The sequence below is a fragment of the Prevotella aurantiaca genome (genome assembly GCF_015262605.1).
Lineage (GTDB): Bacteria > Bacteroidota > Bacteroidia > Bacteroidales > Bacteroidaceae > Prevotella > Prevotella aurantiaca.
The window spans coordinates 1-14,516 of the sequence record NZ_JABZSJ010000062.1; the positions used below are offsets into that span (position 1 = coordinate 1).

At 35.4% G+C, this 14,516-nt stretch carries 11 protein-coding genes; all 11 read right to left on the reverse strand.

Annotated elements, in window-relative coordinates; all coding sequences use genetic code 11:
* Positions 1-631: 631 nt before the first annotated feature.
* Positions 632-1,876 carry a VapE domain-containing protein gene (locus tag HXN26_RS09440; protein ID WP_273160906.1) on the reverse strand — a complete coding sequence of 415 codons (1,245 nt, stop codon included), beginning with the start codon at positions 1,874-1,876 and terminating at the stop codon, positions 632-634.
* Between the two features lie 566 nt (positions 1,877-2,442).
* The gene (locus HXN26_RS09445; RefSeq protein WP_273160908.1) at positions 2,443-4,257 is read right to left on the reverse strand and encodes a GmrSD restriction endonuclease domain-containing protein; all 1,815 of its coding nucleotides are present in this window, start codon (positions 4,255-4,257) and stop codon (positions 2,443-2,445) included.
* A 33-nt stretch (positions 4,258-4,290) separates the two neighbouring features.
* A complete protein-coding gene (locus tag HXN26_RS09450) occupies positions 4,291-4,773 on the reverse strand; it encodes a phosphohydrolase (RefSeq protein WP_273160909.1) in 483 nt (160 codons plus the stop codon).
* Between the two features lie 210 nt (positions 4,774-4,983).
* The gene (locus HXN26_RS09455; protein WP_273160911.1) at positions 4,984-5,220 is read right to left on the reverse strand and encodes a hypothetical protein; all 237 of its coding nucleotides are present in this window, start codon (positions 5,218-5,220) and stop codon (positions 4,984-4,986) included.
* Between the two features lie 30 nt (positions 5,221-5,250).
* A complete protein-coding gene (locus HXN26_RS09460; protein WP_273160913.1) occupies positions 5,251-5,466 on the reverse strand; it encodes a hypothetical protein in 216 nt (71 codons plus the stop codon).
* Positions 5,467-5,689: 223 nt separating this feature from the next.
* On the reverse strand, positions 5,690-6,118 hold the full coding sequence (locus HXN26_RS09465) for a hypothetical protein (protein ID WP_273160915.1): 429 nt from the start codon (positions 6,116-6,118) through the stop codon (positions 5,690-5,692).
* Positions 6,119-6,120: 2 nt separating this feature from the next.
* Entirely contained in the window at positions 6,121-6,558 is a 438-nt protein-coding gene (locus tag HXN26_RS09470; RefSeq protein ID WP_273160916.1) for an HNH endonuclease, read from the reverse strand.
* A gap of 122 nt (positions 6,559-6,680) precedes the next feature.
* Positions 6,681-10,157 carry an ATP-binding protein gene (locus HXN26_RS09475; protein ID WP_273160918.1) on the reverse strand — a complete coding sequence of 1,159 codons (3,477 nt, stop codon included), beginning with the start codon at positions 10,155-10,157 and terminating at the stop codon, positions 6,681-6,683.
* Positions 10,154-10,678: a hypothetical protein gene (locus HXN26_RS09480; protein WP_273160920.1), complete on the reverse strand. Its 525-nt coding sequence runs from the start codon at positions 10,676-10,678 to the stop codon at positions 10,154-10,156. The genes HXN26_RS09475 and HXN26_RS09480 overlap by 4 nt, the downstream gene beginning before the upstream one ends.
* 2 nt (positions 10,679-10,680) lie before the next feature.
* The gene (locus HXN26_RS09485) at positions 10,681-12,756 is read right to left on the reverse strand and encodes a dynamin family protein (RefSeq protein WP_273160922.1); all 2,076 of its coding nucleotides are present in this window, start codon (positions 12,754-12,756) and stop codon (positions 10,681-10,683) included.
* 201 nt (positions 12,757-12,957) lie between these two features.
* Entirely contained in the window at positions 12,958-14,229 is a 1,272-nt protein-coding gene (locus HXN26_RS09490; RefSeq protein ID WP_273160924.1) for a dynamin family protein, read from the reverse strand.
* Between the last annotated feature and the right edge of the window lie 287 nt (positions 14,230-14,516).

Below are 14,516 nucleotides of genomic sequence, written 5' to 3' on the forward strand. Positions count from 1 at the left end.
AGGATAATATACTATGAATCAGGATAATATTAGGTTTTTAAGGGAGGACTAATTATATTTTGTGTGATTTATAACCTTAATTCCGCAGCATAAATTCTTGTAAGAACTCCAAGTGGCTGAGAAACAAAGTTCCCGAAACACTTGGATATGTCAGAAATTTCACCTATCTTGGTGCTGCAAACATAACAAGTAAGCAAAAAACTGACAGGACAAAGGTAGCTATTAAAATCGAGAATATCACTTCCTTCGGTGGAATTTACATCATTTCTTTGTGGCTTTTCATACTTCCCCATTGGTTTGGGTGGGGGATTTATGCTTAGAAAAGACCCAAGAAACACCGAAGCACCTCATATCAACATATAGAGCCCCAAAAAGACATCTCAACATATAAAATTTTCTCACAAGAAAAAATACTGCGGAATTAAGGAAAAAATAAAAGAATTTTTTATATAAACCAATATTTTCTTAATAAATACTTTATGGGATTAATAGCATTTATATATAACTTTGTTTTGTTTTTAAGTTGCTGTCACTTTTAACATTTCGCATAAACAACAGATTATAAACTACTTATGGTGTATATGCGAGTGACAGTAGTGACAGCAACTTTGAAAACTCATTCAGATAGCAACTAACAACTCAAGCTGGACTGACCAGACTGTACTGCGTTGCTACGTACTGCAACCAAATACTCTGTGCCATGCGAAGAATGCTTACTATGGAGATTCGGGATATTTGCAAGGACACGACCGAAATGGGAAAGACTTGTTAGGTTCAGCTGACTGCCATACCGCTGACGAAGTAGGCTAAAAATAGAAGCTGCAGTCATATAAGCACCCTTGGTTAAGTCTTTAGGAATAGAGAAACTATCTAAAAAGAGAGCTTCTGCAGGGGTACGTTGTTGATATTGCACGTTATTCTCCATAATATCTTGGGTATCAGCCTCATCAAACCAATATCGCCTACCGTTATCCAGTTCGGCAACAGCCTGTGCGTAGAGCTGTTCATAGTCTATGTGTTCGGGCAAACGAATAGGACCTGTTAGTGTAACTGCAATAAAACGGCGGCAACCACTGGGATCGCTAAAAACATCTGAAACGTTTGCCGTGGCAATGAAAGAGGCAATGCGTGGCAATGTAACTTGTTGCTGGCAATAAGGCTGACGGATTTTTATGTTTGCAAGCTGCATAACATTCTTTAAAAATCCGTCTTGCGTCTTTGCTGACAGCGTATTGAATTCATCAATATTAATCAGTAACGACTGTGTCATTGCGCGCAATGTATTCTGCTTCTCACTAATGATTAGATTATCGTTATATCCCCATTGCAACGACTCTGGTAGAAGACGTTTACAGAAAGTAGACTTCCGATAGCCTTGTCGTGAAATGAGCAACGGTGCCACACTGTTACCATGTGAGATATTCAGCCCCAACCATTGTGCAACCATTGCAAGAAACCACGTGTGAAACCATTCTGCCCACCGTGTGTTGTCATTAGGTACACAATTTGCCAGCATTTCAATATGATTCTTTCCGTCCCATCGTCCTCGCAATCCTTCGAGGAAAATATCCACAGGATTAAAAGCCTTAACAAAATCCGACTCCATATATCGTCGAATATCTTTGTCCCACGCATCAATCCCATCAAGACGCGCCTTAATAGCAATAGTATTGCGCATTCGTTCATCTACAGCCACAAAAGGTTCGTTACTCCCAGCCTTGCGAGCTTCTGTACACCCTAAGGCGGTATTAAATCTCATTTCATACTTCCGCTCAAGATAGTTGAGCAACCGACGAGTAATGTCGTTTTTAAGTCTTTCCGACTGTCTGTTCCGCTGATTTTCAGCTTTAATGTTTTTAAGGTTCTTACTTTTCATAAATGATTGTTTTAAGTTGATGAATAGATAAATTATTTGTGAGAAAGAAAATAAGCAAAACTGTTGCTATGTCTTTTCCTGCCCAATCCATTTGTCATTCCTCATATAAAAATGAAATTGCGCATAAAACGCACTACCCTATTTGTGGGCATATTAAAAAAATATGTACACATGAATAAAAAGATTTAAGAAAACAAATTCAAGAAGGAAGATGCCGTTAGTTTGTAGGAAATCATACTAAGCGTATCATAGCTCTTCCTTATTTTCGCTTGCAAAGATACAAAACAGAGATACCCCTTGTCAAGTTTTTCACGAATTATTTTTATTTTGCTGTCACTCCTGTCACCCACTTACGACTTATAACACTTTATAAATCAATTAAATACCGCAAATGTTAAAAATGACAGCAAAGAGTTTTCAAACTTAGTGTAGTAGATATAATAATGCAACAGGGATACTACTCTCCTTATATGTCTGTAAGCACTCAGCGAATTAAAGAAATAAAAAGCAATAATCAATCTTCATCGATTCTACTTCTATCCTACTTACTACGCTATTTATATTTATTATAAGCTAAAATAATAGTCTTTAATTTTTGCTGCCATCAACTTTCTTCTGGCAATAAGAAAATCAGGATAATCAGAGTAGTCCATATCCACGATTTGTTCGGGTATGCAGTTCTCTGCCATGTTAGTCTTTAGACAATTTAGATCTGTTATATTACCGTAGCGAGCATTACCTTCTTCACATTGTTTTATTGCATTGGTGAAATATACATTCGGAGCAGCATCAGAAATGTCTTTATTTACTTGTGTATCAAGATAAGTGAAGTTGGCTATCTGATTGTATTGTATCTTCTCATTATAGCCATTATTGCGCAGATATTGTTTAGGGAATATATGGTGGACATCGCCTATCAAAGTGATTAAATACCCCACTTTAGTTCCGTTACAAAATAAAGCATTATTACCTTTGTATACCTGTGCTGCAAGAAACACATTGAAGAATGGACTGTTAATGATTTGTGTTTCGAGTAGTTGTACCAATCGGACATTCCAGAATGTATCGGAAAGATTGGCTTCTTCCACTTCTTGGAAGAAGGGTAAGAACCCTTTCTCACGAATACGTTTAATATCAAAGTCCATTTGTGTCTCCGGAGAACCAGTATATCTACTTGTTAATGTCGACATAACAAACCATTTTGCTACGTAATGCTTTATCTGACTCCTTTCGATTGTAGTATCATTATTCAATAACAAGTACAATGTATAGGCAAAGTCCAACGTCATTTGAGAGTTAATCAGCTTGTTAGAGATGAAGCCTGCAGCTTTCATACCAAGTATGAAATTTGAGAAAGTGTATTGGTTCATAAAATCCATAACTCCTTCACTTAATTTGGTAAATGATTCTTCTGCTATTTGTGCTTTATATTCTCGTGTCTCAAAATCACGTCCACCAAGAAGACTTACGAGGTCTTTTAGCTTTGCTCGACCAAACTTATACATAAACGCTATACGCAGGATGTCGTTATAATCAGGGTCGAAGATAGATGCTCTATCATCTTTCAACCATTGCAGTCTACTTGCGTATGGTGTCTCCATAAATAGCGTGTCTTGAGCCATTTCATTGTACCAATCGGGCTCTACTGCTAAATGTGAGAAATAGTCAATAGCTTTGCGTAATGCGTTACCACCATATTCTGTATTGGCGGCAATCTTTGACATCGCAAAATCGGCTTGGTTTAGTTTAGCGCCTTGACTATTAATACGAATAAAGATATCAGTTACTTCATCAATATTCAAGTCCTTGTTAAGTGTGATAACTCCAATCTGACGATTCTTGATATCCAACAGACGCATTAATATCCTATTCATTTGTGAACCATTGACTTCTGGGTTTTGCTGACAATATTCGTTCACAAATGCCCATTGGTCAAAGTCTGGCTTGAATAAATTTGCGACATCAGCTATCCATCTCTTGTCCCTTAAAATCGCATTATCTTGCACTTTAAAGATTTCTTCTTCATTCTCTTCTGATGCTTGAGGATTAAATGCAATCTTAATTCTTCGTTTCTTGAAATCATTAGTTAAGACCTCAAGCCCAGCAATAGCTGTCATTAATGCCGTAACACGCTGCTGACCATCTATCATTATCTTCTTACCCAATGAAAGACTCCCATCTTTCAACTGCATATCAGGACTTTGCGAAATAATCAGATATCCAGTAGGATAACCTTTGTAAAGTGAGTCTATCAAGTCTCTAACCTGCCGAGGTTTCCATACGAATGGGCGTTGGATTTCTGGTATAGCAATCTCTCCAGACTTTATGTAACTTAAGATTTGATCGAGAGAAATGTTAGAAGCGTTATATTTTTCGGTCATGATTGTTTTATTGAAGCTGTTTATAGATGAAAATTAATTTTTAAGCTCACCTAAGTAAGCAAACTCTTGCTTATATCGTTCAACACGTTCATAATCCTTCTTTGCTGGATTAGGAATACGAGTAAGGTCCATATTGTGAGTAAGGTCGTGCATCTTTACGGAAGTTGCAAGGGCATTGCTTTTAATTCGCTGAATATATGTTTCCCTATCAGGCGCAAGGTGATGATTGAGCAAATGTAAAGCATCGGCAAGTTCAAGTCTATCAGTATCTGATAAGGGAGTTCTTAATTTCGCATCTAACAAGTTAAGCACTTCTTCAACAGAATGTGGAGTATCTTCACTTGCATCGTGTAGATAACCCACAACCTGCTGTTGCCAAGTGGTCCCCATTTTGGCAACAGCTGTAAGATGACCAGTGAAGTAATCAACTCCAGCCTTGTCCACCTGCCCTTTGTGTAGCTCGCAAGCTAATACGGCAGCACATTGTACGATGTATTTTTCCTTGTTGATTAACATAGTTAAACTTTAAGTTATATGTAATAGAATCTCTTCACTATCTACTATTCACAATACAAAGGTACATCTTTTTGTGAACATACCAGTCTTATTGAGCATTAATTGAAAATAATTCATAGGTATGTTCTACGTGACATGCTACTGATAGCAATAATATATGACGAAATTGTACCAAGTAGTATTTCTCATGTGATGAGTGGATTAGAGCAGTTATAGAGATAAGGATTCCAATGGGCTTATAGTTGTCTGTATAGAAATCTTAAGCACACGTTCTGAATCTGATAAAGATTCTTCGCAACGAGTGCAATAGTTGAGTACCTCATCAATTATTTCGTCAGGTACAGAAGAGCAAGACAACTTATGCCCATCATATTCTTTTTGTCCTCCCAGTTTCTTACCACTTGGCTTGCGGAGGCTTCTTGTTCTTCTGACAACCTCATCCTTCATACGTTCCTTGCCTGGGGAGTACTGCTGTTGTCAGAAATTCTTATCAGAGTTTTCATACTTGGCCAAGCGTTCCCGTAAGTTTGTAAGTTCCGTATCTTTCTTGCGAATTTGAAGGTTCAGAGCATTTATGTTACGGTTCAATTTGATAATCTCGGCATACTGCTGATTGACAGTTTCACGCAACAGTCGCATCTCTTCCGTTATGCCATGTAATGCTTTTGAAATGTCCGTAACTTGCTCTTCCATAGGTGTAAAGGTACAAATACTTTCTGAAATATGCAAAAACAATCTTCCTTATTGCTTTTTACGAAGATTTTAGAAGAGAGAATACAGACTGGCCCATATCGCTGAGGAGTTACAGGTTGAACGCCTATTGTATGGATATTCATCGTTAGGCGTTCACCTTTGTTTATCTGACTTCCTGCACCAAGATACATTTGATGGATTGCGGTTAATTCAAATGCCGGTATCAATATTCAAACTCTAAAATATATCCTTCGTCAACTTTTAAGTTTGCTCCATCACATAATATGCACATGTCACTCTCAGACCATTTTGTCTGAAATAATATTGCATATTTACCATTTTTGAAAAATAACACCTCGTATGGAGTAAGCAAAGTCGCTAAATTTTCAATAGCTTGTATACCAAGCTGTTCAGATATTTGTTCTTTGTTAACATCTATAAAGTTGCCTATCAAGATTTTTGCCTTTTCACAAATTGTATTTTTTTCTGCTTCAAAGCTAAGATAAGAGTTTTGTTGGATTTCTGTAGGTAATTCGTCTTTTAAACTGGATGTACGTATACGAACATCATACAACTTATCAAAGAATCTTATTTGTTCTTTTTTTGTCCAACCGAATCGGAAGGACAATGTGCCGAAAACTTTATCTTCCATATTTATTGATTTCTCTTTTTTGAAATTCCACCACTATGAGCAATATTTCCATGTACTTCACGAGGTACTTTATCCATTGTTTTGCAGTCGCTTCGTTCGTGCCATGTATAATTGTTTTCTATGCGCCATTGACGAACTTCTTCTTTTGTGCAACCTCTTTGTTGAGCAATTTTTTCATCTGCTTGATCAAAATTTCCTCCTGCTCCATATCTTGCATCAGAGAAATCATCAATTTTGACAGTAGCTTTGCTAATCTCGGAAAAATCAGGTTCTTCGTTATTGAAATGTATACCTTCTATACCATATTTGTCCAATATCTCACCCCATGTTTTCCCTTCAGTGTTTGAATAGTTCCTGTTACTTGGCGTTATCTCTCGATCTGGTTTCCATGTAGAATTACCTGGCTCACCCGACCATTTTCCACCATTTCGCGGGATCATGCCACTTGATTTTTCTCCCAGGGACTTATTAAGTTCTCTATCTGGCAGGATGTCGAATTTTTTCGACAACTCTACCAGTGGAGAATCTATAGGTTTAATTTCTGATATGTTAAACGGACTTATCATGATAATCTGCTAATTTTAATAGTTTGATACCAAGCATTATAAATATTCTTTTCGACATCACCATATAAAGAATAATCTCTCATCAAACATTGTGAAGCAACCAATTTAAGCTCTTCTGGTAAACCTTCTACCTTTTCGTCAACTAGACGAGTTAAATTACAAGTTAAATCTTCAAAATTACCAGTAGAATTAGCAATCTTTTTGACTTCATACTTGGCAGAAAGTATGTTAGTTACCAATTGTGATAGAGATTCAAAATTATTATCCTTCCAGATCTGGAGTTCATTATTTTTCTTATATACATTCATAAGTTCATAGAGACTGATTTTACAATGGGTTGTTAAATCTTCCTTGTTCAAGTTGAACCCGATATTATCAATATCAAAATCAATCTCGTTTGAAATACGACCACAGAGAAGAAATTTTAAAATCTCAGCTTTTAATGTAGAATTCTTACTTTTTTCATTATCTTCTTGATAATTTGGAATATACTCAAAGATAATTTCTTGTTCATCAAACTTACCTATTTTACATAATACAGGTTCCTCCCAATCATTCTGATAAACGACTGCAACTCCAGTAGGTAGCTTTGCAATTTCATCAACCTGGTTGTCCTTCATTCCAGAAGCTTTTCCTGCAACTTTTCTGTCAGAATCATCAGGAAGGCGCATAATAATCTTCGTATTCGTGTTTCGTATTGCAGATGCATCGACAGCACCAGGTGATTGATCAACAATGATGAAACCTTCACCATAGGTGCGCATCTCTGCAATAGCATTTGAAATCATTTCTACGCTTTTACCTGCAATATTTCCTCCCTCACTACTCTGTTCTACCGAATCACGTTTGAGAATATTATGTGCCTCTTCAAGAATTGTAATATGACGTAAATTACTGTTATGATGAATATTACTATTAGAACGATATTCATTCAGGCGCATAATGAGTATCCCCATAATTAGCGATTTTGTTTCTTGAGAACCAATTCTGCTTAGGTCGACTATGACATTTTCGTCAAATAATGCAGCATCTCCCAGTTCTTGCCCAGAGAATATTTGTTTGCATAGTCCATTGTCTAGCGACTTTACTCTGGTCACTAACGATCCTTGATAATTACTTTTTACTTCTTCAGAATACGCAGAAGTATTAATAACAAGAACTAGTTCATTTAGTAAATCAGCAAATGTTGGGAATAGCTTATTTGAAAACTTATTTGTAGAATTATACAAGTCCCATCCACAATCTTCATATGAATTGAGTATTGCCTCTTTAAGAACAGCAGGCATTGCTGCATACATAGGCCAACATACGTTGAAAATTTCAACGAGTCGATCAATATGCTCTAGGACATGAACACCTTCAGGGAACCGGAATGGATTGATTTTAAGCAAAGGAGTCTTCAATGGATTTGTACCATAGATGTGCTCGTTTCCAAAGACATCCTTGTATTCGCCCTTTGCAGGTTCAATAACCATAAACTTTGGTGCATTTACCTGATTTCTAATTTGCTTTATTAGATAATAAATCGTATTACTTTTTCCGCATCCAGTTGAACCTGTTACAAAAGTATGTTGGGTCAAACTCTTAGCATCAAGATGAACGATATTGTTCTTGCGCTCAATTCCTTGATCAAAAATACAACCTAATTGCAACTGTTCAATTGAATCAGACTTATTTAACCTTACGACCTCTTTGCCCATAGAAATGTGTTCAATCACAGGAAGTCCAGGAACAGATTTCCTAGGTAATCCCATCATGATTGCTAATTCCTTACTACTCAATAATGAGGTTGGAAGTATTTCAACCTTAGTATTATCTAAAGGATTGTCATACAAGAACAATGGATGAGACAATGCTCCTATATAATGTACAATATTATTGAAATTTGACTCTACATCTGGATACCAAGTGTTTATTGCTGAATTTTCAACGCCAGACTGTTCACCTTGCATAATTGAACGGAAAATAGTAGCACCTATTTCTGCTGTAGATCTATCTGTGTTATACGATAAAAAATACGCACCAGTTGACCAAAGTCCTGTACTTTCACAAATCTCTATTCTTTCAAGTTGCTTATCAATTCTCTTTTGGACTTCTACTATTTGCTTGTTTTGAATAGTGATTGTAAAATTTTTGGATGAACCAACAGTAGATGTCTCACCATTTGTTTCACTAATTGAATCTGTATGAGCATCGCTTACTGTAGTCGTTGATGATTTTGTATGAGTTACTCCATCAGAAGACGTGTATGACTCCGTTGTAGTAATAGTTTCTGTATCAGATTTTGACTTGTTCTTTGCACCTGTCCCAAGTAACGAACCAATTCCACCAACAACAGCACCGCCAGCCATAAGTGGGGCACCAATTGGAGCTCCTATCCCTGTAGCTGATAAAGCCATTCCCACACCAGCCATAGCTCCGCCTATACCCATTATTCCTTTTGAAGCCTTACTAAAAGTATTATCCTTGTTTTCTCCTTCGGTATGGGACTTTGCATGTGCTGATGATTTTGCTTTACTATCGTTGTGCGAAGTCCCATCGGAAACACCTTTTGCCAAGCTAACAGTATGTGTGTCAGAAGTTCCCTTTGTTCTACTAATAGCATTAGCTAAAGACTCGTTTGTTGAATATGCTAACTGACGAGTAGCCATTGCAGACAATTCAGTATAAATAGTTTCATAACCATTACGTAGCATATCAATTTCATGCTTTGGCATATTAGAGGCCAGAATTATAGCGGTATATTTTTTACCTTGCATAGCAGTAGTAAATTTTTCAATTCCTTGAATAAAATTTGCATTGGTGTACTCACCTTTACTATTCTTATAAGAAGGAATTCCAACACATGAGCTAACACTAGCAGCTTCAGTAATTCTATGTAGTAACTTATCTTGTTTTGAACGTTCAGAATTAACTTTTACATAAGAGTAATCTTCAATTTCAGCACCTGGGAAATGCCCTAAAATAGAGTTTTTAAAAGTCTCTGCAATAGTGCTTTTTTGACGTTTCTCATCTTCAGACTTAATACCCAAATAAAAATCTGTGTGTGTTTCGTATCCATCAACAATCAAAAATATGGAACTATTTGTGTAGGTCATTGCACTAACAACACTTATAAACTTATCTGTTACATATTCATCCTTTTCATAAACCATTTTGTTAATTTTAAAAAGAATGACATTATCAGTATTCAAATTGTTACATGGAACAACTTCATACATAGATAATTTTGTAAGATAATTTTTCAGTACAATATCATCCACTAACTCCATAGCATGAAACGCACGCTCTTGATAAGAAGCCATTTCTTTGTTAATCTTATCAAGCGAATGTTCTTCTGATGCTTGCAAAGAGTTTAACTCTTCATTTTCTTTAACAGGTTGTGCGACTGCAGACTGTGAATCTTCTGAAGAAGGTGAGATCCCTCCATCAAGGAACTCGACATTTTTCTTATTATCGTAAATAGAACTCATTTCCGTGTATCATTATATAGTAAGATGCCACCTATAATTACTCCAGCAAATCCAAAAGACGCAAGAACGACTCGAGAAAAACATAAGCCTGTTACAGCAACAGCTGCACTGCCAACTGTAATGCCCATATAGAGTTTTTTATTGTTTCTCTTTTGATTTCTATCTACATTCTCCGAATATTTTCTTTGAGAGCAAGAAGTTTCTTCCCTGTTAAGTTGGTCGGCTTTATCCTTTAAGACATACTTGGCAACATTTTCATAAATTGCCAACTTTTCCTTTGAAAAGTTATTGTCCAAATCATTCTTGATAGAAAATAAAAGTTTCTCGTTCCATTCTGTTTCCGTGGACGTATAAGACTTGGCGTCATCAACATCGTATAAATTACTAAATTTCGACTCAGCAAAATTCTTCATTTCTGAAAAACTTTTTCCACGAGGATCTAGCATAAGCTCATTTGAGATGAAAAGACGGACGCTTACCAGGTCTCCACTTTCAACGGCTTTGATAAATTTTGCTTTCATACTTAGAATTTTATAATACTATTAACTTTTTCCTGTATCGATTTAAGCCATTTAAGGTTATTCTCCTTCTTGGCTATCTCTTCTGTTTTTGCGTTATTGTCTGCTTCTGTTTGAGAAAGTGCATCCAACTTCTGTTCAAGGACTTTGTCTATTTTTTCTAATTCACCCTTAAGATAGTCTTTCAAACGCTGAGTTTCTGAATGCACGTGATTGATTGCATCATTTTTTGTACTATCTAAGCTCTTTTGGAATGGGACAATATAATCAGATGCTACTTCATTCATATCAACATAGTCAACAAACTTTTCTATAGTTTTTCCCTCCCAATGCGCTCCTTCGTTAGACCATGAAAAAGGATTATACCACTTCCTTTGAGAAGGAACCCACTTATATTTCTCTTTGTAATAACTCTCATCTTCCGTTTCAGTCTTTGCATCTATGATTGAAGATAAATCGGCTAAAGAACTAGATACGAGATTTGCTGGATTGAATAAAAGAGTACCCGAATCAACAGCTATATTCAACTCTGTAAGATAACGCTTGTAATCTTCTAAAATCTTTGTAATTGTGTCCTTATAAGCATCTTCAAGTATTTTATCTATCTGAACCTTAATTTGAACTGAAATCGATTTGCACTCTTTCTCTAGTTCTGCGCATTGTTGTTGTGCCTTTATTTTTTCGACTTTGTTGGAGCATCCTGACATCATTACATTGAGCTTATTCTTAATCTCAGTCATGTACGATGCTACACGTTTCTCAACAATTGTCGTCAAGTCAATTTTATCAATCTTTTCAGATCTTTCTTTAGCATTTTTAGCGGACTGAATATGAGCTTTTATTGTTTTTATTTGCTTTTCGAGTCTTGCCTTTGCAGTTTCATCTTTTCTGATTGCATCTTCAAGATGTGCGACTGCTGCCAATTCATTCAATTTTTCATTAAACGATTGAACTAAATCAAAAACTTTAGTTGTGCGTGCGTATTTGTTGATATATTGAGCAATCGCTTGTTCAATAGAAACTATACCAGTATGAACTTCCAACTTGTCGTCATCACTACTAGCTCGACCAATAAAATCATCAAGACGCGTCTTAACAGTTTGAGGAAGATTATTGTACTTATAGTACTTCTCAAAGTGCATTACGCCATAATATTTGCACATGTCCTTGAAATTATGAATAGCACGTGCGCGTATTCCTTGAAATCCAGCCCTTTTCTGTAAAGCGGGGAGAGAACATACAGGGAAGATGTTGGGGCTATAAATTTCTCTATCTTCAAGACCAGATTTGACATTATTAAGGGCATTTGTGATACATTCTGGACCATCATCTTGTGGATCTGGGCTAAATGCATCCATTTTATTTACAGCAAAAATAAAACGTTCACGTGCCTTCTTACCACCGTCCTTCATGCTTTTACACACATAGTCAAGAAAGATTTTTTCATCATTTATACCTAATTGCTGACCATTCATGACATATAGGACAAGAGATTTGTCAGAATCTGAAATCATCTTGTACGTCATCTCCTCATGACTATTATCACGAGAATTATTGGGTCCCGGAGTGTCAACTAATACAAGTTTCATACCAACAGATGAAACACAAGGAATCTTACCTCTAATTTCAACAGTAGAGACCTTTTTGTCTGCATTTAGAGCTTGCATATCTTCCAATGTAACGTTGTCTAGTCTCGTAACAACTTGACCAGATTTGTCGTATGCGACTGCTGAGAAATTATCTTGATCTGTGTCGATAATCTTTACAATAGTTGCAGTTGTAGCTTCGTTCGCTGCAGGCATAAGTTGTTGTCCCAGCAAAGCGTTGATAAGTGTTGACTTACCAGAACTCATTGTTGCCACTACATTTATCTCAAACTTAGAATCTTTTGCTTTCTCAAAGGCATTAATGATTTTCTTATCTTTTAACTCAGCAATAGGCCCTTTTTTGATTTCTTCAAATATCTTATCAATTTTTTTCTCTACATCTGTTATATCTGCTGTTTTATTGAAGTTAAATATTACAGAAATTTTTTCTTTATAAGCATTGAATGAAGATTTAATATCATCATAATCAGACACCGTTCCTGTAAAATCGATCGTTATATTGCTATCACGATATTCTTCTAATACGATTTGAGGGAACTTTTCAACCCATTCTTGAAGTCTTTTCTTTTTGACATTTAAAGCACTATTTGCTTTTGGTTTTCCCCATTCACAATGATTTCTGTATCGACAGTGTATGGGTTGTACTTAATTTGATTTTTTTTCATATATTATGTATTAAATTCTTATTATTTCCGATTCTAAAGCTTTTATACCAGTCATCTCTATTAATTCAGTCGAAAATTCTTGTCCAATATATTGAGGAAGATGATAATATTTTTCTTTAAATAGTTCAATCATATTATGTTTTTTTATGACATCTATTTTAGTTAAATATGAAGAATCTAATCTGAACAGAAGTGACGCATATGCAGAAATTGGTATTATTGTAGGATTTTTAAATCCAATTTTCATAAGATCAGACTTGTAATCGCTCAACATTTTAGGAATTGAATCTTCTTCAGGATTAAATACATCAAGTTGATTTAGGATAAATAATATAGGCTTTGTTACATTTAATTTTAAGAACTTGAGTAAGTTATGCTCGTCGTTTGTACCAAAGTACTGACAATTTGAAATGTAAAGGACAGCATCATAATTACCCTTTTTAATAACCTCTTCTGTTATTTGTTTATGACTAATATTTTCAACGTTGTTTATACCTGGTGTGTCTATAAAACAGATATGTTCATTCCCTAAAGTAGATTTGAAAGGAAATGCAGCCTCTATTAAAGTGTCACTATCCCCTTCATTAATATTACTGCTATAGGTGTACGTACCATTGTTTCTTTTGATTGTTATGCCATCATTTGAACATTTATTATGAATATATACCAATTTGTCAGTGCAAACTGTTGTCTTTATTCTATTTAAACGATAACCAACTAATGCGTTTATTAAAGTAGATTTCCCTGCACTGACATTTGCAACCACAAGTATCTTTTTTTCTGTTCCAGACAAAACCTTATTATTAGTTTTTCTGTGTGTTATTTGCGTCGAACTTACTCCATCAATACATGACTCCCCAGTTTTGTATGCTACTAAGATCTTGTTTAAAGATTTCTTTGAGAAAAATCCACATACATTCTTGCGCAAATATTCTGATGACTTTTCAAGTTCAGCTTCGCCTAAAACACTTGCCTGTGCAAGATAAAATACATCAAAGAAAAAAGATTCTCTCATATAAAAGAATTTAATTCCCTTTCTGTGTAATGATATCGCTTTCTTTACTGCTTCAGTATTTGCCGTCCATAGTGAATTAAGGTTATCATGTATAGCAAGAATAGAATTTATCCATGCAAAAGTTATCATTTTTGCAATATCTGAGCCTTTGGATATAGAATATAAACATGCAGCTAAACCTTCTACATATTGTATACGGAAATTTTCATCCATTTTTGCAATTGGATGATTATCAATACTGCATATTCTATTTAATATCTTATCCATACTATTTATTTTGTACAAAAATACTTAAATAATTTATAAAAAGCAAGGAATGTTGTGAAAAATATGGTTACAAGTGCAAAATCATCGATTTGATTAATTTTAAATACTTAGAACCATGTTAATATGCGTAGATTCCAAAGATTTCATGTCGTACGATAGCCGTTTGGCTACACTCAATAGCAGTCTTTATAACCTAACTCGTTTTTATCTCACTCTGCCTGTTGTTGTCTATATAGTCGTTCCTTAAAAACTATATTTCAGCATAAAGCTTGTACTGACAAGCTCTA